Here is a 25,376-nt window from a genome sequence, read left to right as displayed (position 1 = left end):
TTAAATCCTAAACACCAGCAATATCTATGGTTCTCATTTTTACATCCATTTGCTTGTTACCACGTTGGATAGTAACGGTGACTTGCTCCCCTACTTTTATTTCAGTCAGCATATTATACAAAACATCATAGTTAGGCACTGCATGTCCATTAAGTGCGACAATAATATCACCTAATACAATACGACCCCAAGCATCTCGGTGAGTCGCTCTTAGATGTGCCTTAGCTGCGGGAGTATTTGGTATAATGTCAGCGATTAATATTCCTTTACGTATACCTAATTGACGGGCAATACTGGGCGGAACACTTTGTATGCCGATACCAGACAACACGACTCGACCATTTTTAATGATTTGAGTCACAATTCGATCAATATCTTCAGCAGGTACAGCAAAACCAATTCCAGCAGACGTGCCCGAATGAGAAAAGATCATTGTATTCATTCCAATTAACTGTCCAGCACTATTCAATAATGGACCACCAGAGTTGCCTGGATTGATTGGTGTATCTGTTTGGATCATATTGCGAATGGTTACCCCGCCAATCCCAGGAACTTTTCTGCCCAAAGCAGAAATGACTCCTTTAGATAGGCTGTGATCAAGACCAAAAGGGTTGCCGATTGCAATCGCTTTTTGTCCGACCATGAGATCATTAAGACGTACGACCTCAAATGGCTTAAATTCTTTAAGTAAAGCCAAAGCCTGTGGTGATTCGATTTTGAGTACTGCAATGTCTTTACGAGGCTCTGATCCAACGACCTTCGCAGGTACCGTCAATTTGCCCAACGAAATAGCCAGTTTGTCAGCTCCTTTGATCACGTGATAATTAGTCACTATGTACCCATTATTATTCCAGACTATCCCTGATCCTGCCCCATCTGGTACTTCCATTTTACGAGCAGCAGCTCTATTTGTAACGGTTGCTAGTCTATGAACATAAACCACTTTAGGTGATGCTTCATGAAAAACTTTCACTGTGTTTTGTTCATCAGGAAGAAGGGAGTTCAAATCAGCACTATGTCCTGGTAAAGCCAGAAGAGAACATAGCATAAAAGTACTAAACCATAAAAAACGATGTCTTGCCATTCAATATATCTCCACCAATTAACTCCAAATCTTGCATTCTCCTCAATGCAAGTGAATTGTAATATATACCAACAAAAATGTCACTAAATGACTTAGAAGAATAATTTTCATGCAAATGTCATTGATCGCGCTTTTGCTGACTCTTTCTCTTCTTCCTCACCCTGGACGGTCTCAGGTGGTTGATTTTGCTGGACGGCACTTTGTTTCTTTTGTTTATCCTCTTTAGGTGTCACATTTTCTTTTTTCTCAGGCGCTGAATCATTGATCTCACGTTGGGTTTTATCGACTTCAGCACGTGCAATATGTTCTACTCGTGTTTGAACTAAAGAGATTCCAGGTGTTACTGATACCCCAAAATATTGCATCAGAAATTGTATGGGGATCATAAACATATCTTTAAACGTCATTGTTGATGCTTCCATGCTCTTGACGGCTACAATTTCAGTATCATCAATATGACGCAAATAGACTTTTTCTAATAAAGCAGAATGTTGTTTGTAAACGTTATCCAAACTGGCATTACGTGTCTTTTCCTGATTCAAGAGATATCTTTGAAAATCAGTATGAGCGTCCCATAAAGATGCTCTTCTTTCTTGCAACTGCTTGAGCTCGCTCTCATAAAATGCGATTTTATGATCGATTTCTTCCCTTAATCGATCACAAGCGCCTTTACGATCGGCGGAGATTTCTCCACTGACTATTGAGCCAGACTCTCTCACAATGGTCTGGGCGTAACGTTCAATCAACTCGGTTTTTTTACGTAAAATCTCATCGATTTGCGAATCAATGTACCTAATCGCTTCTTTATTTGCTCCAAGAACTTGGTAGTGAGAATCAAAGCGTTTCTCGTTTTGCATTTGCTCCCGCATCTGTTCCAGCTCTTTGAACTCTTGAGACAATGCTCTCATTTGTGCGTCATCGTTTAATTGTTTGTCTCGGCTTAACAAGATTTGTCGGATAAATGCAGCCAAAACCACAACTGTTCCTAATACTGCTGCACAGATAAGCGCTATACTGACCGGCTCCATAGTCCACTCCTTGGATTAAGACAAATGAATCAATTGAGTATGTATTTCAATAGCAAAATAGTGACTAAAGTCTTGAAAAGAGTCGATTGATGGCCACTGCTCAGGTTGACTCGACATTCGACTCATCGCGGCTGAAAAGATTGAAATGTAATTTTCTTTGATAAAAGGTTTGATTTCAGTCAAGTTAGAAAAATTCTTAACCAGGGCTGTGGCATTTTCTTCCAGATGAGATAATTCGACTTTTTCAATCACATCGACCAAATCATCCTGGCCCTCTAGGCTTTCTTTAATCCAATTCAGTAAGGCCATACGCGGTTTAATCAGCAGTAATTGATGACTTTTTTCTATCGAGGGTTCCATTAACAGAATATGATTATGCAATTCAAATTTAAAACAACAAAGAAAATCCAGAAAATTGGTTTCTATTGCATGACGTGCTTTATCGCCTAACCAGCGACCAATTTCATGGCGAAACATTTTTGAAAAATATTTTTCTATTTCATTTAAAGTTGCATCATCTGAATTTTGTTTTTGCAGGACATAAGCTGTATTATCAATTTGCAATAATCGAAGATCCGGTAATTTAGTCTCAGGCAACTGTGAGGTAAGAAATGATAAAAAAACAGCCGTAGGTTTTAATACCGCTATTTCGTGTTGGCTATGGCGCATATCTCTCTCCTTGATTTCCCTAAATCCCTCACCAACAGATTTACTGCGCTCACTGTAATGATTCAGTTTGTAAGCTTTTTAAGACTTTTACTCGAGTATTTTGACCTTTTCCTGAAAAATCTTTAAAAAACTCCCATCGTCAATGCATTAAGTGCATTCGCGACAATCTTTAGCAAATGATTCAGCTTGATTTTTACTCATCCTGAGTACACCAGGTACCCTATTAACGATAGACTATATATCGACACTTAGCGAATCGATTTTAATTTTTTTATTATTAACTCAGGTCATGAATTATTAACTTCACTCATTGACCTCGGCCATTACTTTTTTTACAGTACGCCAATAATAAAGTATCAAAGAATCACAGCGTGGATAAGCAAAATTTATACAAACAATTTAGTCAGCCCTTATTGCAGTGGTTTGCCCTTAATGGACGTCAAAATCTGCCTTGGCAACTCCCCCGTACGCCCTACAGAGTTTGGATTTCTGAAATTATGCTGCAGCAAACTCAAGTACAGACAGTTATTCCTTATTTCGAACGTTTTATGCAACGATTTCCAAACCTGAGTGATTTGGCCCGAGCAAATGAAGATGAAGTACTTTCTTTATGGTCAGGACTTGGATATTACAGTCGTGCAAGAAACCTTCATCAGACGGCAAAAATAATAATGCAACAACATCATGGCGTTGTTCCTGATGATTATCAGTTATTAAAAGAACTCCCTGGAATCGGTCCGTCTACTGCAGCAGCCATCTTATCACAAGCTTTTAATCAACCCGTTGCTATTCTTGATGGCAATGTAAAACGAGTTTTAACTCGTTTTTTCATGATTAAAGGCTACCCAGAACAAGCTCAAGTAAAAAAAACGCTGTGGGATTTAGCGAACTCATGCATGCCCAATGAAAACTGTGCCAATTACACTCAAGCCATTATGGATTTAGGTGCATTATGTTGTACCTCTAAAAATCCAAATTGCACTCATTGTCCGTTACAAAATAGTTGTCTCGCTTTGAAATTTAAGGAACAGCACTTATACCCCACGAAAAAAATAAAAAAACCCATACCCATTCAATGCCAACAATTTCTGGTTTTGTATAACGAGCAAGGGCATATTTATTTGGAAAAAAGACCTCCTACCGGATTATGGGGAGGATTATGGTGTTTACCCAGTTTGGATGAAGAGGATTGCCCTCTTGATTTCATTCGTCTTAACTATGACTTATCAGGAGAGACACTACAACATCTCATTACTTTTAAACACCGCTTTAGTCATTTTCATTTGGAAATCAATGCCATCAGTATCAAAACCAAAATCCTGGGTAACAAATTGGCTGAACAACAAGGTCAATGGTTTGAAAAAGAACGAATTGACTCGTTAGGCTTGGCACAACCTACTAGCAAAATATTGTCTTCTCACTACAACATGTTTATGTAAAGCTCATAATGGATATAATAGGGGCTTTCCGTTGGATGCTCCTTGTATGAAAGAATTTATTCAATCCAGTTCGTCTTTAACTCCTTTGGTTAATTATATCAAAGAAAAAGGAGTTTCTTTAAAAAGTTCACCAGCGAAAGAAAAAGCATCCGTAAGAAGCGCAGAAGAACTTTCTGATGAACAACAAAAATTCAAAGCCAATAGAGCGGCAACAATAATCCAGCGCAGTTATCGTGCCTATAAAATGAAACAAAAAATAAGAAATAATCCTTATAGTTCTTATTTATCCATGATGGATCGAATGGAAGTACAAAGAATCCCTGCGAACATTCTATTTGGAAGACATATAGCTGAAATTAGATCAACCTCAAAAAATCAAATCAAAAATCCTTATATCTACTCCGATGCACGATATCATCGAGATGATGATTTGTCTGGAATTTTGTTGGACAGTTTAATCGATTCCTTCAAAATTGATGAACCATCACGCTCCACTCATGATTATGTTCCTGTAACTTTGCTCGATAATACCCCTGTTGAAGACATTATCAGCCGTTATTTTCCCCAAGCGACGCAAAAAACAAAACCACAGCCCCGAGTGATTAAAGATACGAACCACTCCATTGCATTAATTGCCATACCTCATAGCTTTTATAGAGCAGATGAAATAAAAGGAATTTTGAGTATTTGTGGTCTGGTTGCAAGTCCTTGGGAAATTGCGATTAATGTGAAGGTACCACCATTTCCTCTAATTGAACCAGAACAACTCCCTGCTCTCAATAATCTACCCACAACGAAAGAGGCTTTATTAAAAAGTAAACTTTTTAATAAACTTCTTTTAATTGCTGAAAGTGGAAAACATTCAACGAATAAATTGGCGGCGGGGCTTAGGAATCTTTTAATAGACCTTCCTGAATTAAATCAAAAGGCCATACAACGCATCGCAATAATGCTGCAAGTAAGCTGTTTTTTTTATGATAATAATTATCCTCAATTCGCATTTTGTCTTTATACAATTATCCACGAAATCAGTCTTTGTTTATTAGAGCCAAAAGAGACGCTTGATTTGGAAAAAGACTTTTCTCGATTTATGCAAGAAACAGAAAAACTACTGTTACAGACATTGGATCTAAAAAAGGAACATTTGGCACAGACTACTTTTTTCGCCTCACTGGCCATGTCAGGAACTAATGCATATGTCATTGCCATGCATCTGGCGCAAAAAATGAAAACAGAGCAAAACAAAAAACCTAAAATTAAAATTTATGGCACCAATTATTATGAATTTGAGTTCATTACCGAAGGAACTCAAAATTCTGATGCGGATGTTTTTATCGTGTGCACTGGACCCACTGTCACAGAGAAAGGTCTTATTCCAGGAGTAGATATTAATCGGCTAATTAACCAAGAGGTAATCAGTAAAAAACGAACAAAACCTGTTACTGTTATCATCGACGCGACCTCAACATTATATAAAAATTTGCGTTTAAATCCCGAAGTTCAATCGCTTGTTAAAGCAGGGAAACTCTCGTTAATCATTCATGAAAGCATTCAAAAATTTGGACTCCTCCATACAGATCAACCTCAATGTGGAAAGGTCTATGGTTTATGTTCTAAAGGGAGCTATGCAGAAGAAGTACTTCAAGAATTACAGCGCAATGCCCAGAATGATTTTAATAATCATGTCGATTTGCGAATCGGAGCGTATATCAGCAATACCTGTTGTCACATATTAGAAGAAATAAAACGGCAGCATTTTGCTAATGGAGCACTTTTAAGGAATATATTGATTCAAGGCAAGCTGATAGAGGAAGGAGTGATTAGCCATCCTTATATGCTGTCTAATCCCGATGAACTGTATTTTGTAAGTTTTGATCCAGAAAAATCAAAACGACTTGAAGAATCAACTCTAAAATTTATTGAGCATAGAGACAGTTTCGGACATTTTTGTACTACCCGATCGATTATCAGTGACTTTGTAGACTCTGATGAACTAATGCAAACACGTATTAGTGTAGATGCCTCAGATACCATAGATTGCTTAATCCAAACATCGCAACTTTTTTTGGCAAGCTGTTATAAGACCGAAGAACTATTGGACATTCTCCTTGAAAATGCCAGAAAGTCTGATTTGCTATCGTTTGATGAGCAAATTATTTCGCTTGGATTAATTAATGTTTTGGTTGCCGACATGCCAAGTGGTTCGCCCATGATTAAAAATCAAGCTGAAGTCTTTGCTTCGATAAGTTGTGTATTGGAACGCTGTTTTTTATTAAAAGGCCGTCAATACACTGCAAATGCACATTGTTATTTAGAGGAATTACAAAAAGAAATTATTAGCAGGTATCAACCCCAATATCGGCACAATTTCATCCAGTCGATTCACACGCTTTATCGTCAAGGTACTCCATTAGATGCCCATGTTCTGGAACAATTAAAGTTAAGCAATGAGCAACTAATCGATTTACCAAAGAATACATTCTCTTTTTTCAATTCCTATACAGCAGTAGTAGAAAAACCTGCGCTTCACCATGAGAAGCCACAAAGTTGTGATTTTTGAACACGCCAAATGAGTAGTTAACAAAACGGCTTTTCCTGCTCTATCGAGCGAACAGCTCCCTTAGCTGCAAGGAAGCTGGGAAATTTAACTTAATGAACCCCCACTAGCCAATATGCGAACAGCCTCTTTGGCATCAGGTTGTCCCAAATTTGCGGCGGCATTAATCCAAAACCAAGCTTTCTTACGGTCTTCAACTACTCCTTTACCGTAATAGTACATATAACCCACAGCATATTGAGCATCAGGTTGGCCTCTCTCAGCGATTGGTTTTAGGCGGATAAAAGCCTTGCGGTAATTTTCGACTCTGAAACTATCAATCCCTTCACGTAAATTGATTGCATTTGTAGTAGCACAGGCAACAAGATTAGAAATAAAAATTACAACGATTAATAAATGTAATAAACGTCTCATAAAATTTCTATTCCCCTTGTAAAGGCTTAGCCACTGGTTCAAAGATTAATTCATTTTTGGGTAAACTTAAACTCTCTAATGTACCATTACGTTCAACTAAAATCCCAGAGGCCATAATTCGCTTAATCACTGCACCGCCAGGGATAGTATCACCTAATTTGTACGTTTTTTCCTCTCCGGTTGCAGAACGAATAATTACTTGGGAATTATTAAGCTTATTTGCAAATAAAATTCCTACTAAAGTGACATTCAGCATGGATTTTTTAATACTGGATAAATTATTAGAAACATACACACCAAATAATGATGAATGTAAAATTGCATCGAAGGAATTCTGCTGGGGTATCATCGGCAATTCTTTAGAATCATCTGGAGCGGCTTCCATCTTTATGGGAGAAAAAATCAATTGGGTGTATTCGGCTATAATGAGTATGGAAAAAAGTGAGATAAAGGCAATAATAATCCATTGTGCGTATTTTGCTGAAAATAAAGCATGAAGATCAAATTTCATTATCAAAACGCTCCTGAAGCCTAAACTTACACCGCACTCTGGCTACCACATACATTACCTAGAGGAAAAGTCTCCTCCAATGTCCCGTGTGACTCGATCAGGGGCATCGGGTAAGGATTAAAAACCTTAAACTTAATAGCAATGACTCTGCCTACAACCCCACAAAGTAGAACTTGCCTATCTATAGAACCCCCTCTAGAATATCCTACATAAACCACTCTGAAAAGATCACTCTTTCATAAATAGACCTCTTTCCAAACTCGCTCAGGGGAGTGAAGTGCGTCAGCTTCAATAACGTTTGGAAAAAGGCCTCAGAGGATTCGACATAAAAAATTTATAGCCTTTAAGGATAGTCCAATGAAAAAGAATCACTTTGAAACTCGAGCCATTCATGCAGGTCAGAAACCTTGCCCAAGTACTGGGGCGGTTATGACACCTATTTATGCCACATCAACCTACAAACAAATTGCTCCTGGGGAACATTTGGGCTATGAGTACTCACGAACACATAACCCTACTCGTGACGCCTATGAAGGATGCATTGCCAGTTTGGAGTCAGGTCAACGTGGTTTTGCTTTTGCCTCTGGAATGGCAGCCATTAACACCATTGTTGACTTGTTAGACGCAGGAGATCATGTTGTCGCCATGGATGATCTTTATGGAGGCACCTTTCGATTATTTGACAAGGTTAAAACCCGCACATCAGGATTATCCTTTTCTTTTGTAGACATGTCTCATATTCACAATATAGAAGCAGCAATTACTCCAAAAACGCGCATGCTCTGGGTAGAAACCCCCTCCAATCCTATGTTGAAACTGGCCAACTTACGCGAAATAGCTAAAATAGCAAAACGTCATAATCTTATAGCTGTCGCAGACAATACTTTTGCGACCCCCTGGATTCAAAGACCTATCGAGCTAGGATTTGATATAGTGCTTCATTCTGCAACCAAATACCTTAATGGTCATTCGGATGTAGTCAGTGGGGTTGTGGTTGTTGGAGATAATCCAAATTTAGCTGACAAAATTGCTTTTCTACAAAATTCTTGTGGTGGTGTAGCAGGTCCTTTTGACAGCTTTCTGGTTTTAAGAAGCTTAAAAACCTTGTCGTTACGTATGGAACGACATTGCGAGAATGCGAACCATCTGGCAAACTGGCTAAATAGTCAATCCAAAGTAAAAAAAGTAATCTATCCAGGCCTTAAAAGTCATCCCCAACATGATTTAGCTAGAGAACAAATGCATGGATTCGGTGGTATGATTTCCATGGTAATTGATGGGGGCATTGATGCCGCCAAAAGATTTCTTGCTCGCTGCGAATTGTTTACATTAGCCGAGAGTCTTGGCGGAGTAGAAAGCTTAATTGAGCATCCAGCAATTATGACCCATGCCTCTATACCTCCAGAAAAACGTAAAGCCTTAGGAATAGAAGATGGTTTTATTCGGCTCTCAGTAGGCATAGAGCATGTAGAAGATTTACAAGCTGATTTGGAGTATGCACTTGCATATTAAACTTAATACAATTGTGTAGCCTGGGTACTGCGCAGCGAAACTCCTCGGGTTCCGCTGCACAGCACACAGGCTACAATAGGATATGGGAACAATAGATGCAAACCTTACAATCTATAATTGAACATGCTTTTGACCAACGTCAAACGCTATCCATTGATACTGCCTCTCAAGAACTGATTACTGCAGTGAATGAAGTACTTTCTTGCCTCGATAGTGGCCAATACCGTGTTGCAGAGAAAATTAATGAGCAATGGGTAGTTCATCAATGGATAAAAAAAGCAGTTCTTTTATCTTTTAAACTTTATCCAAATCAAGTGATTGATTCAGGTTTTTGTCAGTTTTATGACAAAGTTCCCCTCAAATACAGTAACTATACAGAAGAACAATTTAAACAAACTGGAGTTCGCGTAGTACCTCACGCTATGGTGCGTAAAGGGGCATACATTGCGAAAAACTGTGTTTTAATGCCCTCTTATGTCAATGTGGGCGCATACATTGATGAAGGAGTTATGGTCGATACATGGGCAACTGTAGGTTCTTGTGCGCAAATTGGTAAAAACGTACATTTATCAGGTGGAGTAGGTATTGGCGGCGTTCTGGAGCCCTTGCAGGCTAATCCAACAATAATTGAAGACAACTGCTTCATTGGTGCTCGTTCAGAAGTAGTCGAAGGAGTGATTGTCGAACGAAATTCAGTCTTATCTATGGGAGTATATTTAGGGCAAAGCACTAAAATATATAATCGCCTGACTGGAGAAATTACTTATGGTCGTATTCCCGCGGGTTCCGTTGTCGTTGCAGGAAGTTTACCCAGTGAAGATAAAAGCTACAGCTTGTATTGTGCGGTCATTGTCAAACAAGTCGATGAAAAGACAAGAGCAAAAGTAAGCATTAATGAATTATTGAGAGCAGGATAAAATGACTGAATCAGTAACACCTCATTTCAAGGACTTACAAGAAATTTTAGCCAAACTTGTTAGCTTTCCATCGATTACACCGGAAGATGCAGGCTGTCAGGAGTTTATGATCCAATTTTTAGAACACATTGGATTTTCTTGCCAGCGTATGAATAAAGGCCCTGTTTCCAATTTCTTTGCGTTGTATGGTGAATCAGGCCCCCTCCTGGTTTTTGCGGGCCATACTGATGTGGTTCCTGTGGGTGAACTGACAAAATGGTCATCCAATCCTTTTGTGGTAGAAAATAAAAATGGGATGCTTTTTGGTCGTGGTGTTGCGGATATGAAGGGAAGCCTTGCCTGCATGCTGCTTATGGCTCAACGATTTGTTACAACATATCCTAAATTTAGAGGAAGATTGGGCTTTCTCATTACCAGCGGTGAGGAAGGTGATGATTACGATATGGGCACGCCTTATGTCATGCAGCGTCTAAAAGATCAAGACATTCATATTGATTATTGCATTGTAGGTGAACCTTCAAGTACACATAAAGTAGGGGATGTGCTTAAAATTGGCAGACGTGGTTCCTTAAGTGCAAAAATTGCCCTGCACGGGAAACAAGGTCATGTTGCCTACCCGCACTTGGCAGATAATCCAATACATAAAATTAGTCCTGTACTCGCGAAACTGACGACAACACTCTGGGATCAGGGTAACCCTCATTTTCCACCTACATCCATGCAAATTACTCATCTGCAATCTGGAGGTCATGCTCCCAATATAATTCCTGGAGAACTGGTTTTACACCTCAATTTTAGATACTCAACCGAGCAAACCCATAGCCTGTTACAAGAGAAAGTTGCAACGACTTTTCAAGAACACGATCTGAACCCCACTATTGACTGGCGTCTCAGTGGCGAGCCTTTCTTAACCGCTCAAGGGGCACTACTGGACTGCTGTAAAGAGGCCATTGTCGAGCTTACAAAAAACGCACCTGAACTTTCCACCAGTGGAGGGACATCTGATGGTCGTTTCATTGCCCCCTATGGTGTTGAAGTAGTAGAACTAGGACCCGTTAATGCCACCATTCATCAAGTGAATGAATGTGTTTCCTTAAGTGATTTACATCAATTAGAAGCTTTATATTTTTCTATTTGTGAAAAATTGTTAGTTAATTCAGTACAGTAGGCTATACTTTTTTTAGAATCTATTGAATTCATTCCACTTTTTACAGTTTTGTAGCCCGGGGGCAGCGCAGCGAACCCCGGGTAAATGGATTCCTGGGTTTCGCTTCGCTGCACCCAGGCAACGATTTATAGGACAGTATCAAGGAGAGACGGATATGAACGGTTGCAAATTAAACCCTTTGGCTCTAGGCCTTGCATTTGGAGTTCTATGGGGTGTGTCTATTTTGTTGATGGGCTTGCTTGCATATTATTATACGTATGGGCATGCTTTTGTAGTCGCTGTAGGTTCTTTATATCCCGGATATGCTCCCTCAATTAAAGGAAGTATCATGGGAGGTGTTATAGGTTTTATTGATGCCTTCATCATGGGTTTTATTATTGCCTGGTTGTACAATGTATTTAATTGTTGCAAATGTGTATGTTGTGACAAAAAGGCTAAAGAAGGGAAATAAGACTTCATGTAGCCTGGGCTTTACCCAGGCTACATGACCTAATTTGAATTGATTTTAGTTTACAACATGCCAAGTACCATCTGGCTGGCGACATGCACTACCACGTAATGTTTGCGGTCTTCCATCGATAATTGCCTTAGTGTAATACTCGCGACAAGGTAAATGTTCACGATAATACGTACGAGTGGGCTGAACGGTATATCTATTTCCAGTATCTGGGTTTGACCAGGTTACAGCCTTACCGGTTGGTGCTGTTTCTAAGGCACGTTGCATTTCCATTCTATCCACTTTATCCATAGTCTTTCCAATTTGACCACCGATGTAAGCTCCAGCAATAGCACCACCTGCTGTTGCAGCCAATTTAGCTGCTGGGCCCCCACCAAATTGGCTGCCAATTAATCCGCCAATAACCCCACCAGAGAGAGTACCTACGTCTTGATTATTCATTGGTGCACATCCAACCAACAACAAAGACAATGATGCAATAGCTATTTTTTTCATCACATATCACCCAATTTAAAGGATTAGAAAATCGGTTCCAATTCTAGCATCACGTTCAGTTATTATCCATACCTCTAGAAAATCTATGCTCTATAAGCCGAATCCCGAAGACGCACTCTGCTGTTACATTAAAAAAACTCGCTTCTCCCATTTGTGGGAGAGGCGCCGGGATGAGGGTTCATTAGCCATAATCCAACACCCTTATCCGCCCTATCGGGCACCTTCGCCCCAAGTGTGGAGTAGGAACTTTGGTTCACATAATCGCAATATCGCTGTACTGCATCGGCCACACGATACGTCAGGTTACCTAAACGTGACGTACTCGCTCAGAGATCTGACATAACAATTCGTACCCTGAGGTTCCAGCTGCTTGTGCGATTCGCTCAACTAAAACATGCTTCCCCCAAAGCTCAACAGGTGCTCCAGGTTTCACTTCTGGATGGTTCGTTAAATCCACAGCAAGCATATCCATTGAGACACGCCCTACAATAGGAACTTCTTTACCCTGAACCCAAACAGGAGTATTCGCTGCGATATGTCGTGGATAACCATCACCATAACCGGCAGCAACAATACCAATAATTGAAGCTTTTTCACTTTTCCAAATACCACCATAACCGACCTGCGCTAATGGCGGATTATGATGAACTGCACTGATTGCAGAAACAAAACGCATTACAGGCAGTAATCCCAGATCAAGCGCGGTCTGATGAGCAAATGGAGATACGCCATAAAGCATGATACCCGGTCTGACCACATCAGCATGAGTTTGAGGAAAAGAAATAATAGCGGCTGAATTAGCGATACTGCGTTGGCTAAATCCAGCAACAGAAATGCTCTCAAATAAAGCAATTTGCTGAAAGTTTTCTACACGTTCTGGCTCATCCGCACAGGCTAGGTGAGTCATCAAGCCAATATCGTGATCCACCCATGGGCAAGCTTTCAATGCATCCATCACTCCTTGCAACTCATGGACTTTAAAACCCAAACGATGCATACCCGTATTTACTTTGATCCATAATTTAACAGGCGTATCGAGTGGCGTATTTAAAAGCCACTGAATTTGATGAGGTTGATGAATGACGCAACCAAATTGGTGTTGTGCTACCACCCTAAATTCATCAGGACTAAAGACTCCCTGGAACAGAATGCAATGGGTACGAATTCCTATTTTTCGTAGAACCATAGCCTCCTCAATACATGCCACCCCAAAAGCATCTACGTGTCCTTCCAATATGGGTGCTACAACATGCACACCGCAGCCATAGGCATTGGCCTTGACCATCGCAATTATTTTTTTGCCAGGAGCCAAACGTCTTATTCGTGCTAAATTATGGTGTAAAGCATTGGACTCTATCACCAATCTGGTAGGTCTGGACACTTTAGTCTACCCCTTGATAACCATTATATGCTAAATCTTCAAAACGAGTGTATTTACCTATGAAAGCGACACGCACTTTACCAATAGGGCCATTTCTTTGCTTGGCAACTATAATTTCGGCTGTACCCTTATCGGGACTATCCTCGTTATACACTTCATCCCTATAAATAAAACAAATTAAATCAGCATCTTGCTCAATTGCACCCGATTCACGTAAATCAGACATGACTGGCCGTTTATCCGAACGTTGCTCCAAGCTCCGGTTCAACTGAGATAAGGCAATGACCGGTACTTGTAACTCTTTTGCAAGCGACTTAAGACTGCGTGAAATTTCAGAGATCTCTGCAGTTCGATTATCGGCACCAAATCCTGGCACTTTCATTAATTGCAAATAATCCACCACAATTAGGCCCAAATTGCTCCCTTGATCTTTTGCTAATCTTCGGGCTCGCGCACGCATTTCACCTGGACTTAAAGCGGGGGTATCATCAATAAATAAAGGAGCCTCTGAAAGCATATGCACTGCAGAAGTAACACGAGGCCAATCGTCATCATCCAGTTTACCTGTTCTAATCTTATGCTGATCAATGCGTCCTAAAGAAGACATCATCCTCATTGCCAAAGAATCTGCGGGCATTTCCATGGAAAAAACGAGAACGGGTTTTCCAGATTTTATTGCGGCATGCTCTGCCATATTCATAACTAATGTTGTTTTACCCATGGAAGGACGACCTGCAACGATCACTAAATCGGCAGGCTGTAATCCGGATGTCATTTCATCCAAATCGGACAATCCCGTAGCAAGCCCTGTGATTGCATCGCCATTATGGTAGAGGGCATCAATTTTTTCTACGGCCCGAACCAAGATTGATTTTATATTTTCTGGACCACCATCACCACCAGTTTGCTCACCTATAGCAAAAACCTTGGTTTCGGCCATGTCCAATAGCTCTGGAACTGGTCTCCCTCCGGGATTATATGCTGAATCCGCGATTTCAGTAGCGACATTAATGAGCTGCCTCTGTACTGATTTTTCACGGACAATATCCGCATAAGCAGACACGTTAGCAACACTGGGAGTATTATTCGCCAGTTCAAACAAATAGGCCTCACCACCGGCATCATCCAACTCATTATGAGACTTTAATGCATCAAGCAACGTCACGACATCAAATGGCTGATCTTTCTTTACCAAAGAAGAAATTGCACGAAATAAAATTCGATGCTCAGTGCGGTAAAAATCTGCTTCGCATAATTTATTGCTGACTTTGTCCCAAACCTGATTGTCCAGCATTAATCCACCAATAATGGATTGTTCCGCCTCGACCGAATGAGGTGGGCGTTTCAAAGGATCAACTGACTTTTTGGAATTTTGCAGATCATACATATTAATGACACAATGACTATTTAGAACAAGCTATTGTAATGTGCTTTTGACAAATAGTCATTATTCTTGACTCTTTGAGGTAGTGAATTATCCCTACTTTGCAAGATAACATCCCGAACAGACTGTTCGGGATGTATTTGAGGCTGTTATTGTTTTTGCCAAACTTGAGTACGACCCAATAAAGAAATACCAACATATCCTCTGACCAAGAGTTTATTTCCTTGGACTGTCAATTTTGCACGATAGATCTTACCTGACTTGGGATCTAAAATAGAGCCACCGCCCCATTCATTGTCACCTTCGCTCTTCAAACCCCACATAAATTGCAATCCTTGGATTTTCTTGCCCTTAAAACCACCTGGACATTTCTCACAAATTCCAGTATCACCAGGTTGTGGGAATACCTTGTCGATGACCGCACTCAGCTCTCCACCAGATTCACTAATGGTGACAAGTGCTCTTTTTTTACCCGTTTTATCATCAATTGTGACCCAATTACCTACTGGTGCCTGGGATGCGGCTAGTGCTGCGGGTAAATAAATAACAGCAACAAAAAAACCACAAGCGAGCTTCCATAAGTTCATAATTTTCTCCATGTTTACAATCATTTAATAGCTTATGCCATGAATGAAAACTATGCCAGTTATTAATGCAATAAATTTTCGAATAAGCATGGGCATCTGAATAATTTTGTGATTTGGAGCCTGGGTTTGATAGCGGCAATTTTCAATCAAAAGCCTGAGCTATAGCATAGCGGTGCACTCGCTACGCGATTGACGGGCGCTATTAGCTCAAGGGCATAAATAGGTGTTCTATATCTTCTTCACTCAAAGTCATCGCTTTGGTCGGATCAGCGGATAGAACACCGGCAACTAATTGTCTCTTTTTCTCTTGCATCCCTAAAATAGCTTCCTCTACCGTACCCAAGGTAATGAGCTTATAGACAAAAACGGGGTTTTCCTGACCTATTCGATGACTCCGATCGGTTGCTTGATCTTCAACGGCGGGATTCCACCAGGGATCATAATGAATTACTGTATCAGCACGTGTTAAGTTAAGTCCGGTACCTCCCGCTTTCAAACTAATGAGAAAAACTGGAGTTTTTCCTTCCTGAAATTTTTCTACCATTGCTTGTCGATGAACGGTTTGCCCAGTTAGCTTTAAATAATCATAATTTCTCGCACGCAACTCCTCTTCAATTAATTGCAACATGGAAGTAAATTGTGAAAAAACCAGAACCCGCCTACCCTCGCCCACCAAATTATCCAATAACTCCATCAACGCCTCGAGCTTTGCAGAAGTTCCATGGGCAATCGAGGCTTCAGACAAAGACAAAAGCCTGGGATCGCAACACACTTGGCGTAGCTTCAGTAGCGCATCCAGAAGAAGTATATGACTTTTACCTAATCCCTGCTTTGCAATCGCATCCCGAACTTTTTTCTCCATACTCATGCGAATCGCTTCGTACAAATCACGTTGTGGACCAATAATTTCTATGGTTCGAGTCATTTCTGTTTTGGGTGGTAATTCACGAACCACCTGATTTTTTGTCCTTCTTAATATGAAAGGCTGCACTCGTTTAATTAATATGTTCCGTCGGGCCAAATCTGCGTATTTTTCAATGGGCGTTCTAAACCATAGTCGGAATTGTTTTGCATCGCCCAATAACCCCGGCATCAAAAAATGGAATAAAGACCACAACTCACCTAAGTGATTTTCCAAAGGCGTGCCGGTCAGACATAAACGATGGGTTGCATGTAATTGCTGAATAATTTGCGTCGTCTTAGTGCGCGCATTTTTAATGAATTGCGCTTCATCCAAAATCAAATAATAAAAAGGATAAGAAATAAACTTATCTTTATCACGGTGAATTAATCCATAAGTAGAAACAACGATGTCATAGTCATCAAAATTATCCTGATGGCGCTCAGAACCATGATAAATTAAAACGTTTAATTCTGGGGTAAACCGCTTTGCTTCGGCATGCCAATTTCCTACAAGGCTGGTTGGTGCAACGATTAAACTTGCTTTTTTAATACGTCCTTGTTCTTTTTCATATTGCAAATGAGCTAAAGTCTGTACTGTTTTACCTAATCCCATATCATCGGCCAGAATACCACTAAAATGAGATACTCTTAAAAATTGCAACCAATTTAAACCATGACGTTGATAATCCCTCAACTGAGTTTGCAAGCCAGTTGGCAGTGGTATTTCAGGAATAAGGGTTAATTGCGACAGTTTTCTTATTTGTTCTCTTAGCGTTTCAGCGCCTTGCCAACGCGTTTTGGTTGCCGCAATTGCCAATTCTGCTTCGCGCATTAAAATAATTTGATATTTGTTGATTTGCACCTCTTGATTTTCATCGATATGACGTATGCCAAATTGCAGCAACAATCGGACTAATGGTTTAATTCGTCCCATTTCCAACTGCAAAGCACGTCCATCATGCAAGGGCAATTTGACTAATTGTGTATCAGGCAGATTATCCAAGTCATCCCCTCGATAACGCTGAATTAAATCTGCTACCAAAGGAACGATACTGACCGGTTTACCCTCAACCAAAATCCCTAATTGATACGAGAAAAAATCCGTCGTACTTCCTGAGAGATCGGAATACCATTCTACGTCGTCAGCACTTATCACTTCTTGATACAACGAACTAATACGCTCAACTCGCCAGCCTCGACTTTCTAACTCGGGTATTAATTGACTATGAAGAAATTCTAAATCTGCGACGACATGAACATTTTCCAAAACAAAATCAGCTTGTTTTATTTTTTCCCATTGTTCATGTTCCCATGACCTGGGTACTCGTAACTCCAAGATTTCCTGGACTTCCTCCCATTTGGATTTTTCATAATCTTTATGCCGCACATATTCAATTAAAACCCCATCTTGCTGACAAACAACCGTTTCACTTCCATCAGATCCTGCAATGATTAACCCCGCATAATCAAAAATAATACGCGCAATAAACAAAACATGCAGTTCTTCTTCAGTGTCATAAAGCCAAGAAGATTCTTCGTCAAATTCACTCACGGCATCGAGAATGAGTACAGGTACTGGCTGTAGGTTACGAATTTCTCGTTGTTCAAAAACGCGTGGCACAGGAAATTCAGGACATGTTTTAGCCATTTTATCTGCTAATAATTGGGCCTGTCCCATTGGAATTGGTGGTGCTTGCAATAAATAACCCAGTTGCTTTATTGGATATGAGGTAATTAAACGTCCCATTTTGTTTTCTGCATAATTAAAATACCAACTATCATCCAACAGCACAGGGTCAAGCGCACTTCCTTCGTGCATTAGCAATAAGTTCTGACTGCCATTATGAGATAACACCCATTCACAGGTACCTTGGATCGACTCACCTAGGTGAATTGGATCATGCTGATTGTGTATAAAAAAGGCCCTGCCAGTTGCAATGGTTCGTTCTAACAATTCGCTATTGCGTATGATTAATGTATCGAACCAGCCTGAGACACCACATTTAAACAACAACAGTGCGACCAGATCATTATCATCACCAACAAAATGCTGCTTTTTAGAATCAGAAAGGCTGTTAAAAGTAATCATTTTTCCATAACCGCCGCGCTTTAATAGCTTGGCTAAAGCCAACTTAATCGCGACCCGGTGTTCATGCCCATCAAGTCTTAGTTCCAGGAGATAAACTAAGTGATGGGTGACTTCCGTGGTTTTCACTACAGCTGCTTCTTGGGCACGTAAGTTCTTCAACCAACTATCAAGCTTTTTATCCAATTTATTGGCAGGCAAAGAGAGTAAGCTTTCCTTTTCTCGATCCCTTAGGGCAAACAAACACGCAGCAGCATGCTTGCAGTTAAATTGATAAGGACAGGTACAATGCGCTAATTTTTTTGGCCAAGCCTTCAAGTCCATATGGACATCATAAATCTGACTTGAACTACCTTTCACCCGCCCTTTGAGTAGGCCATCACTAAAACGGATGTTGAGCACATGCCCCTTTTCAAAATACTCTTGGCCACGCAATAATAATTTGGCCTCAAAGACTTCTGGCATTTTTGAGAGTGCTTCATTTAACATAAATGTGATTTTTTAATGGCAAAGGGTACATTTTAGACAATTTTTAAATTAATTAACATTTTTATCTTTAAATTAAGGGTTCTTTGTATTAGGGTATCCTGTTGAGCACACCTTGGGGTTCTTTATAGAGTATATATCATGCAGAATAAGCTTACTGTACTTATGGCACAAATTAATCCAACTGTAGGAGCTTTGGCATCCAACAGGGATAAAATCATCGAAGTTATAAAAAGCAAACAAGCAGATCATCATGTCATACTCTTTCCTGAATTGGCTTTAACCGGCTATCCCCCCGAAGATTTACTCTTTCGTAAAGAGTTTCAACAAGCCGTTACCGAACATTTAAAACACATTCAAGAGGCAACAAAAGACTGCTATGTCCTGGTAGGACATCCAAGCCGGGATAAGCAACGACTGTATAATAGCGTGAGTATTTTTTATCAAGGACAAAAAATTGCAGAGTACCATAAACAAAATTTGCCAAACTATGAAATTTTTGATGAAGCGCGTTATTTTACCCCAGGGAAAAAAAATCCATGCCTCTTAGAAATAAATAACAGCAAAGTAGGCGTAATTATTTGTGAAGATTTATGGCATCCAGGCCCTGCAGAAGATTTAATTGAAAATGGAATTTCTGTCCTACTCATTTTAAATGCCTCCCCATTTGATTACAGTAAATACCAAAAAAGAGAAGCCCTGCTAAAATCTTATGCAAAACGGGGTATATCTATAATCTATGTAAATCAAATTGGCGGTCAGGATGAACTGTTATTCGATGGTCAATCATTAGCAATTGATTCTCATGGTGTAATTTGCGCACGGTCTCCAGCATTTGAAGAGGATTTACGTACGGTTGAAATCCAAGCAAATCAGATCAAGGGAGAAACTTCCCCTCTTCTCGATTTTGAACCATTAATCTATGAAGCATTGGTTTGTGGTACTCGAGATTATGTCAATAAAAATCATTTCCCTGGAGTTTTAGTTGGACTTTCAGGAGGTATTGATTCGGCATTAACGTTGACTGTAGCAGTCGATGCATTAGGCGCAGAGCGCGTCCATGCGGTTCTTATGCCTTCACGTTATACAGCCCAAATGAGTAACGAAGACGCTTTAACACAAATAAAGCACTTGAATGTATCCTATTCCATGCTCTCTATTGAACCCGCTTTTGATGCGCTAATGACTACTCTCGAGCCCGAATTTAAAGGGTTACCAACTGATACCACTGAAGAAAACATTCAAGCACGAATTCGTGGTTTGTTGATTATGGCGTTGTCTAACAAAACAGGAAAAATGGTACTTACAACATCGAATAAAAGCGAATCTGCTGTCGGCTATGCCACCTTGTACGGAGATATGGCTGGAGGATTTGCGGTATTAAAAGATGTTCTAAAAACCCAAGTTTATGCTCTGGCACATTACCGTAACAGTCTTTCACAAGTGATTCCCGAACGGGTCCTGACTCGTGCTCCATCCGCTGAATTAAGAGCCGATCAAACCGATCAAGACAGCTTACCTGACTATGCAATACTGGATGCAATCATTGTTGCCTATATGGAGAAATACTTAACCCCTGAAGAAATAATTCAGCAAGGTTTTGCCGCAGAAACTGTAGCTAAAGTAATTCAATTAATCAAACGCAATGAATACAAACGGCGTCAATCTGCACCAGGGATAAAAATAAGTCCAACCGCTTTTGGTAAAGACTGGCGTTATCCTATCACGAATGGTTTTTGAACAGTACGAGCGTCACTAAGTTAAGTGGACTACCCCTTCTCCTTATGGAGAGAAAGTGCCCCCTGGGTGGATGAAGGGATTAATTACGGCTAATGAACCCTCACCCCTACCTCACTCCCACAAGTGGGAGAGGGTATTTAGGCTTACTGGTTACTCTTTACACCAGGTCTAATTAAAATTAAGGATGACTCAGAGGCTGCTTTTCATTGATGACTTCATTGGCCAATGATTCTTCCATTGCACTTTTACGTTGTTGCCAAAAAGTAGGTAACCCTGAGAGTGCTGAATATCTATCTTGTCCCAACTTATTAGACTTTTTCTCTGGGGTAATTTCTTCAATACATTCTTGCTTTGATTCAGAAACTACTTTTTTTGTAGGTGCAGGATCCTGCGAAGCTATTTTTTTTACGCGATCTTTCATATTTTCTTCAAGAAAGGCAAATTTCTTCATGTTTATTTTAGGTACCTTAGTTTGATTCTCTTCTTTATCAGGCGCATCAATCAAAAGTTGCTGTTGTTTGTCTTTATTTTGTAATACTTTTGATAATAAGACACTCATTTTATCGAGTTTTGCGGTTGCGATGGACTGTTTGGTATTGATTTGCAACAAAAAAGCTTTTAATTGCAGCACATCAGCTTCGCTAAATGAACCGTGATGATTAGTCAACCAAGAAGACATTGCCGGATGATCTGTGAGACTCATTTGATGAGGAACACCCATGCTGTTTATCCACCAAAGGCTTTGCCCTTTTTCTTGATGGCGTAAAACAAAAGTGGAAGTAATACCGTTTCGAATCAGATCCTCGTTACTCAATTCAGGATCAATATCTACTTGCACTTTAGCAACATATACCTCTCTTGCTTTAATACACTCCTTCTTAATGGCATTTAATTTTTCTGGATCTTTTTCTATATCTTTTTCCTTTAAAGTTGCCAATTTCTTCCTTAACTCTAAACCTGGGGTAAGAGGATAAACTTGTCCCGTTACATCGACCCAAGAAAGATGCCATTCGTGGTTTTTAAAACTAAGAGAAAAAACAATTTTGTTTTGTTCTTTCGCTTGATAATTTTTAGCAGTTTCAAGATCATTAAATACCATTACATTTTCAGCCAGTTGGCGAGCACTTTCATGCGCTGCCAGAAGTTCTAAGTCACGTTTCTTTTTGTCTTCTAATGAAAGTTTATGCTGAGCCAAATAACTGTTCACCTCTACCATTACTTCATTTTTGAGAGCCTTCAGAAAAGTAGGGATAAGATGTTCTTCTACCGGTTGGAACTCGGAGTTAGCTAGGTATACCGCATCCGCTATCTGGCGAAAAAGGAAATAATTATAGGAACTATCTACATTCCACTCCCCCTCGCTAATCATCAATTTAAACTCGAGTAATCGAGTGTAAGCATCAGGAAAGTTTTCCATTACATTAATGGATTGTTCTACTTTATCACCACGTGTTCTGGTGAATTGATAAACCCAGCCTGTTAACCATGATTTTACAGGGCGTTGATACTCCTTTTCTGCTCTTTGGGCAATGGCAACGATCTTTTCACGCCCTTCTACTGTCTCATTAGCAAGTATCGCTATTACTTGTTCAACAAATTCTTTCGCTATTTTTAATGGGTTTTTTTTTGGCATTTTTTGAAACTCCTTTTCATGATGCAAAAATTTATCTTTGCATTAATGTTAATTTGATACAAGTAGAAAATTATTATGCTAAATTGATTGCATGAATGTAGTCATGTTAATTTCTCTACATCACAATAGATTATAATAATTAACCCTCTCTAAACATCACCACTTTCCATTGGCCTAGAGTTTGGACTTGCATTTCAAAGAAAAAATTGGATTCATTTCCGCTTTAAATCACTGCATTAAGACGCTATTTGCAGCACTCATTTGAGCACGAAGAGTCATTACTTTTTGAAAGCATTTTTTAGAGTGCCAGTTGAAAGTATAGTCTTTGTTCTAGATCCTGCCAAAAGGATTAGTAAACTATTCAAAATTACATCAATGTCATTTTTGATTATGATTTTATTGAGGAATAATTATCAAGTGGAATAACAGGTCACTTTTTAAAGCAAAAACAACTTTATAATCAAACCAAAATCGCATTAACGCTTCTCTTTTCCAAAAATATGCCTTTCCAATACTTGCAAATTTAAAGTAACACGTTAACATGATTCCACTAAAAAAATAATAACAACAAAGGGATGTTATGAAATTTGCATTTTTCTCTGCTAGTTTATTCGTAAGTGGTATTGCGGCAGCTGCAACCCCAGTTAATGGTTGGTATTCCAGTATATTTGGAGGGTACGCTCATGTATCTCAAAAAGTATCGACAACTATTTTGGGTTATACCTTTTCAGAAACCTTTAATAATAATGGGTTTAACGCCGGACTACGTTTAGGTTATCAAAGCAATCCTATTCGCTATGAATTGGAATATACCTATATCCAGCCAGAGAATAAAGAATTTGATTTTGGCTTCCTCGAATTAGAGAGAAAATCCCATGCCAATGTGGGAATGGCAAACATCTATTATGATTTTTCCGATGGCCTTTTACCAACAATTTATCCGTTCCTGGGAGTGGGTATTGGTTATGCGTACGCGCAGGATAAGCTCACAGGTACTGGCCCTATTGGCGGAACATTTCTTGATGTAAAAAAAGGCGTGTTTGCCTACCAAGGAACTGCCGGACTCACTTTTAACTTTGAAGAAAATTGGGCATTAAATGCTTCCTACCGTTATTTGGCAACAAGCAATAAGCATGATTTTGGCAGCCTACAGGTTCAGATGGGTGATGTAGGTATCGTTTACCGATTTGATCATTGCGATTATAAATAATTGTTACACACCACCAAAACCTGGTTGAATTGCTTGCTGGTCAATTCAACCTGCTCTCCTCCGTAAAATCGTACGTAGTTCAAGTACCCAAGTGGTCCTGACGCAAACCTAATTTTATACCTTGCTGAAAGCAGGTAGTTTTTTTACGAATGATGTATTTTGCTAGCAGCTAAAATTTGCGGTTCTTGCCATAAAGTCATAAAGAGAACCATGACTAAAGGTCCCACAAATAAACCAAGCAGCCCCAGAGTTTCTACACCACCTAAAATTCCAAATAACACCGCTAAAAAAGGCAATTCGATTGCACCGCCAATTAATGCAGGTTTGACAAAATGATCGGCAACAAACATAACAAGTGTTCCCCACACTAAAACAACGATGGCACTAATCATGCTGCCCAATGAAAATAAAATAACAGCAACTGTAATAAAAACTATTGGAACGACGAATGGAATCATTGCCGCAAGCGCCGTGATAAATCCGACTAAAGTGGGGGCAGGAAAACCGACTAGACCGTAACAAACTCCCATTAAGATCCCGACACCAAGCCCTACAACTATGGTTCCATTCACTGTGGCTCTCAATGCTCTTGGCAGTCTGTCTGCATATCGAAACCATCTTTTACCCAAACAATATTCGCCTACCTGATAAATCTGCAAGAGTAACCGATCCCCATCACGATAAAAGAAAAATAAACTTAAAAGAGTAAAGCCCAATTGAACACTACGATGCGCGAGACTCGAACCTATTTCTTTCACATAATAGCTCGTCGGAGTTAACGATAAATGAACATTGGATAAAAGACTTTTAATCATTCCTGGCTTGCCAATATTTTCATCCCAATACTTTACTAAGTCATTGCCTACAAAGGGAAAATCTTTTAGAAATTCAGGTGCAGCCCCTCCTTGTTGATTTAAAGATTGCAAGAAATTAATAAATATTTGCAATTCTTTGATTAAAAGTCCCAGCAGCCAGCTTAAGGGAAGTATAAACAACAAGCCAATTAAGGTGGTAAACAGTAAGGCAGAGAGATTATCTTTGTTGCCAAAAAAATAGCGCCATTTTTCATATAAGGGATAAGATGCAATAACAATTATGGAAGCCCATATCAATGAAGGAATAAAGCGATGAATAATAAATAAACTAAGAGCCACAATTCCAATAGTCAAGCCCATACTGATGAGCTCTTTATGATTTTCATTCATTAAGCAAAACTCCATGCTAATAGTTGCATCAAGATCCAAGAAGGCACGGCAGCTAACACATCATCCAACATAATTCCCAAACCGCCATGAACTTTTTGATCGATATAATCAATAGGCTGAGGCTTCCAAATATCAAAAATTCGGAACAAAATAAAACCACAAATCATCCAGGATAATCCTTTAGGGGCCATAAACATAGTCAATAAATAGCCCACGACCTCATCCCAAACAATCCCTTTATAGTCATGTACCCCCAAATCTTGAGTCACTTTATCACACACCCAGACACCTAGAAGGAAGGCGGCAAGTGTAAAAAAAAGATAAACTGCCCAATGAGTGCCTATTAATAGCAAGTAAAGAGGTATTGCTGCCAATGTGCCCCAAGTGCCTGGGGCAGTAGACATTAAACCACTCCCAAAGCCAAAGGCAATAAAATAAATAGGATCCTGGAATACACTTTTTGCTAAATTTATTTGTTTCATTTTATTTTTCTCTATGCTTGGCCCATCT

General features: G+C 39.6%; 21 protein-coding genes. 8 read left to right on the top strand and 13 right to left on the bottom strand.

All coding sequences use genetic code 11. The annotated features are described in order from the left end of the window. Window positions 1–7: 7 nt before the first annotated feature. The 3 genes from OQJ13_RS13665 to OQJ13_RS13655 all read right to left on the bottom strand — a co-directional run bounded on the left by OQJ13_RS13665 (window position 8) and on the right by OQJ13_RS13655 (window position 2,781). Window positions 8–1,084: a S1C family serine protease gene (locus OQJ13_RS13665; protein ID WP_265711382.1), complete on the bottom strand. Its 1,077-nt coding sequence runs from the start codon at window positions 1,082–1,084 to the stop codon at window positions 8–10. Between the two features lie 107 nt (window positions 1,085–1,191). After that, the gene (locus tag OQJ13_RS13660; RefSeq protein ID WP_265711381.1) at window positions 1,192–2,112 is read right to left on the bottom strand and encodes a hypothetical protein; all 921 of its coding nucleotides are present in this window, start codon (window positions 2,110–2,112) and stop codon (window positions 1,192–1,194) included. A 15-nt stretch (window positions 2,113–2,127) separates the two neighbouring features. Next, window positions 2,128–2,781 (bottom strand): hypothetical protein, encoded by a 654-nt coding sequence (locus OQJ13_RS13655; RefSeq protein ID WP_265711380.1) that lies wholly within the window; start codon window positions 2,779–2,781, stop codon window positions 2,128–2,130. A 371-nt stretch (window positions 2,782–3,152) separates the two neighbouring features. Here OQJ13_RS13655 and mutY point away from each other — a divergent pair, with 371 nt between their 5' ends. Continuing rightward, the gene (mutY, locus tag OQJ13_RS13650; RefSeq protein ID WP_265711379.1) at window positions 3,153–4,220 is read left to right on the top strand and encodes an A/G-specific adenine glycosylase; all 1,068 of its coding nucleotides are present in this window, start codon (window positions 3,153–3,155) and stop codon (window positions 4,218–4,220) included. Window positions 4,221–4,266: 46 nt separating this feature from the next. Next, complete coding sequence (locus OQJ13_RS13645; protein WP_265711378.1) at window positions 4,267–6,780, top strand: hypothetical protein; 2,514 nt, start codon at window positions 4,267–4,269, stop codon at window positions 6,778–6,780. 84 nt (window positions 6,781–6,864) lie between these two features. Here OQJ13_RS13645 and OQJ13_RS13640 read toward each other — a convergent pair whose 3' ends face one another. Together OQJ13_RS13640 and OQJ13_RS13635 are read right to left on the bottom strand one after the other, a co-directional pair. After that, a complete protein-coding gene (locus OQJ13_RS13640; protein WP_265711377.1) occupies window positions 6,865–7,191 on the bottom strand; it encodes a sel1 repeat family protein in 327 nt (108 codons plus the stop codon). Window positions 7,192–7,198: 7 nt separating this feature from the next. Beyond that, window positions 7,199–7,702 (bottom strand): type II secretion system protein N, encoded by a 504-nt coding sequence (locus OQJ13_RS13635; RefSeq protein WP_265711375.1) that lies wholly within the window; start codon window positions 7,700–7,702, stop codon window positions 7,199–7,201. Window positions 7,703–8,059: 357 nt separating this feature from the next. Here OQJ13_RS13635 and OQJ13_RS13630 point away from each other — a divergent pair, with 357 nt between their 5' ends. The 4 genes from OQJ13_RS13630 to OQJ13_RS13615 all read left to right on the top strand — a co-directional run bounded on the left by OQJ13_RS13630 (window position 8,060) and on the right by OQJ13_RS13615 (window position 11,750). Continuing rightward, entirely contained in the window at window positions 8,060–9,214 is a 1,155-nt protein-coding gene (locus OQJ13_RS13630) for a trans-sulfuration enzyme family protein (RefSeq protein WP_265711374.1), read from the top strand. Between the two features lie 95 nt (window positions 9,215–9,309). Beyond that, on the top strand, window positions 9,310–10,131 hold the full coding sequence (gene dapD / locus OQJ13_RS13625; RefSeq protein ID WP_265711373.1) for a 2,3,4,5-tetrahydropyridine-2,6-dicarboxylate N-succinyltransferase: 822 nt from the start codon (window positions 9,310–9,312) through the stop codon (window positions 10,129–10,131). Between the two features lies 1 nt (window position 10,132). Then, the gene (gene dapE, locus OQJ13_RS13620) at window positions 10,133–11,299 is read left to right on the top strand and encodes a succinyl-diaminopimelate desuccinylase (RefSeq protein ID WP_265711372.1); all 1,167 of its coding nucleotides are present in this window, start codon (window positions 10,133–10,135) and stop codon (window positions 11,297–11,299) included. A gap of 154 nt (window positions 11,300–11,453) precedes the next feature. Next, on the top strand, window positions 11,454–11,750 hold the full coding sequence (locus OQJ13_RS13615) for a bacteriophage holin (RefSeq protein ID WP_265711371.1): 297 nt from the start codon (window positions 11,454–11,456) through the stop codon (window positions 11,748–11,750). Window positions 11,751–11,804: 54 nt separating this feature from the next. On the opposite strand, the gene OQJ13_RS13610 is transcribed toward OQJ13_RS13615, so the two are convergent. From OQJ13_RS13610 to OQJ13_RS13590, 5 genes are all read right to left on the bottom strand, one after another. Next, window positions 11,805–12,251 carry an RT0821/Lpp0805 family surface protein gene (locus tag OQJ13_RS13610; protein ID WP_028382226.1) on the bottom strand — a complete coding sequence of 149 codons (447 nt, stop codon included), beginning with the start codon at window positions 12,249–12,251 and terminating at the stop codon, window positions 11,805–11,807. Between the two features lie 307 nt (window positions 12,252–12,558). Continuing rightward, window positions 12,559–13,632 carry an alanine racemase gene (gene alr / locus OQJ13_RS13605; RefSeq protein ID WP_265711369.1) on the bottom strand — a complete coding sequence of 358 codons (1,074 nt, stop codon included), beginning with the start codon at window positions 13,630–13,632 and terminating at the stop codon, window positions 12,559–12,561. Window position 13,633: 1 nt separating this feature from the next. Then, a complete protein-coding gene (dnaB, locus tag OQJ13_RS13600) occupies window positions 13,634–15,019 on the bottom strand; it encodes a replicative DNA helicase (protein ID WP_265711368.1) in 1,386 nt (461 codons plus the stop codon). Between the two features lie 146 nt (window positions 15,020–15,165). After that, complete coding sequence (locus OQJ13_RS13595; RefSeq protein WP_265711367.1) at window positions 15,166–15,603, bottom strand: DUF2147 domain-containing protein; 438 nt, start codon at window positions 15,601–15,603, stop codon at window positions 15,166–15,168. A 202-nt stretch (window positions 15,604–15,805) separates the two neighbouring features. Further along, on the bottom strand, window positions 15,806–19,081 hold the full coding sequence (locus OQJ13_RS13590) for a DEAD/DEAH box helicase (RefSeq protein WP_265711366.1): 3,276 nt from the start codon (window positions 19,079–19,081) through the stop codon (window positions 15,806–15,808). 138 nt (window positions 19,082–19,219) lie between these two features. On the opposite strand from OQJ13_RS13590, the gene OQJ13_RS13585 reads away from it, so the two are divergent. Then, window positions 19,220–20,818: an NAD+ synthase gene (locus OQJ13_RS13585; RefSeq protein WP_265711365.1), complete on the top strand. Its 1,599-nt coding sequence runs from the start codon at window positions 19,220–19,222 to the stop codon at window positions 20,816–20,818. Between the two features lie 178 nt (window positions 20,819–20,996). On the opposite strand, the gene OQJ13_RS13580 is transcribed toward OQJ13_RS13585, so the two are convergent. Next, window positions 20,997–22,451 (bottom strand): hypothetical protein, encoded by a 1,455-nt coding sequence (locus OQJ13_RS13580; protein ID WP_265711364.1) that lies wholly within the window; start codon window positions 22,449–22,451, stop codon window positions 20,997–20,999. A 580-nt stretch (window positions 22,452–23,031) separates the two neighbouring features. On the opposite strand from OQJ13_RS13580, the gene OQJ13_RS13575 reads away from it, so the two are divergent. Then, window positions 23,032–23,661 carry an outer membrane protein gene (locus tag OQJ13_RS13575; protein WP_265711363.1) on the top strand — a complete coding sequence of 210 codons (630 nt, stop codon included), beginning with the start codon at window positions 23,032–23,034 and terminating at the stop codon, window positions 23,659–23,661. Between the two features lie 143 nt (window positions 23,662–23,804). Here the strand turns inward: OQJ13_RS13575 and OQJ13_RS13570 are convergent, their stop codons facing one another. Together OQJ13_RS13570 and OQJ13_RS13565 are read right to left on the bottom strand one after the other, a co-directional pair. Then, window positions 23,805–24,866, bottom strand: coding sequence for an AI-2E family transporter (locus tag OQJ13_RS13570; protein WP_265711362.1), 1,062 nt, complete (start codon window positions 24,864–24,866; stop codon window positions 23,805–23,807). Beyond that, complete coding sequence (locus OQJ13_RS13565) at window positions 24,866–25,348, bottom strand: phosphatidylglycerophosphatase A (protein WP_265711360.1); 483 nt, start codon at window positions 25,346–25,348, stop codon at window positions 24,866–24,868. Before OQJ13_RS13565 ends, OQJ13_RS13570 begins: the two co-directional genes overlap by 1 nt. Between the last annotated feature and the right edge of the window lie 28 nt (window positions 25,349–25,376).

Source organism: Legionella sp. PATHC035 (assembly GCF_026191115.1).
Lineage (GTDB): Bacteria > Pseudomonadota > Gammaproteobacteria > Legionellales > Legionellaceae > Legionella.
Note: the sequence above shows the minus strand (reverse complement) of the source record. Positions and strands in the feature narration are given on the sequence as shown.

Coding starts and splice junctions, on each gene's coding strand:
- OQJ13_RS13665 (WP_265711382.1), bottom strand. CDS start 1,084: ATGGCAAGACATCGTTTTTTATGGTTTAGTACTTTTATGCTATGTTCT.
- OQJ13_RS13660 (WP_265711381.1), bottom strand. CDS start 2,112: ATGGAGCCGGTCAGTATAGCGCTTATCTGTGCAGCAGTATTAGGAACA.
- OQJ13_RS13655 (WP_265711380.1), bottom strand. CDS start 2,781: ATGCGCCATAGCCAACACGAAATAGCGGTATTAAAACCTACGGCTGTT.
- OQJ13_RS13645 (WP_265711378.1), top strand. CDS start 4,267: ATGAAAGAATTTATTCAATCCAGTTCGTCTTTAACTCCTTTGGTTAAT.
- OQJ13_RS13640 (WP_265711377.1), bottom strand. CDS start 7,191: ATGAGACGTTTATTACATTTATTAATCGTTGTAATTTTTATTTCTAAT.
- OQJ13_RS13635 (WP_265711375.1), bottom strand. CDS start 7,702: ATGAAATTTGATCTTCATGCTTTATTTTCAGCAAAATACGCACAATGG.
- OQJ13_RS13630 (WP_265711374.1), top strand. CDS start 8,060: ATGAAAAAGAATCACTTTGAAACTCGAGCCATTCATGCAGGTCAGAAA.
- dapD (WP_265711373.1), top strand. CDS start 9,310: ATGCAAACCTTACAATCTATAATTGAACATGCTTTTGACCAACGTCAA.
- dapE (WP_265711372.1), top strand. CDS start 10,133: ATGACTGAATCAGTAACACCTCATTTCAAGGACTTACAAGAAATTTTA.
- OQJ13_RS13615 (WP_265711371.1), top strand. CDS start 11,454: ATGAACGGTTGCAAATTAAACCCTTTGGCTCTAGGCCTTGCATTTGGA.
- OQJ13_RS13610 (WP_028382226.1), bottom strand. CDS start 12,251: ATGAAAAAAATAGCTATTGCATCATTGTCTTTGTTGTTGGTTGGATGT.
- dnaB (WP_265711368.1), bottom strand. CDS start 15,019: ATGTATGATCTGCAAAATTCCAAAAAGTCAGTTGATCCTTTGAAACGC.
- OQJ13_RS13595 (WP_265711367.1), bottom strand. CDS start 15,603: ATGAACTTATGGAAGCTCGCTTGTGGTTTTTTTGTTGCTGTTATTTAT.
- OQJ13_RS13590 (WP_265711366.1), bottom strand. CDS start 19,081: ATGTTAAATGAAGCACTCTCAAAAATGCCAGAAGTCTTTGAGGCCAAA.
- OQJ13_RS13585 (WP_265711365.1), top strand. CDS start 19,220: ATGCAGAATAAGCTTACTGTACTTATGGCACAAATTAATCCAACTGTA.
- OQJ13_RS13580 (WP_265711364.1), bottom strand. CDS start 22,451: ATGCCAAAAAAAAACCCATTAAAAATAGCGAAAGAATTTGTTGAACAA.
- OQJ13_RS13575 (WP_265711363.1), top strand. CDS start 23,032: ATGAAATTTGCATTTTTCTCTGCTAGTTTATTCGTAAGTGGTATTGCG.
- OQJ13_RS13570 (WP_265711362.1), bottom strand. CDS start 24,866: ATGAATGAAAATCATAAAGAGCTCATCAGTATGGGCTTGACTATTGGA.
- OQJ13_RS13565 (WP_265711360.1), bottom strand. CDS start 25,348: ATGAAACAAATAAATTTAGCAAAAAGTGTATTCCAGGATCCTATTTAT.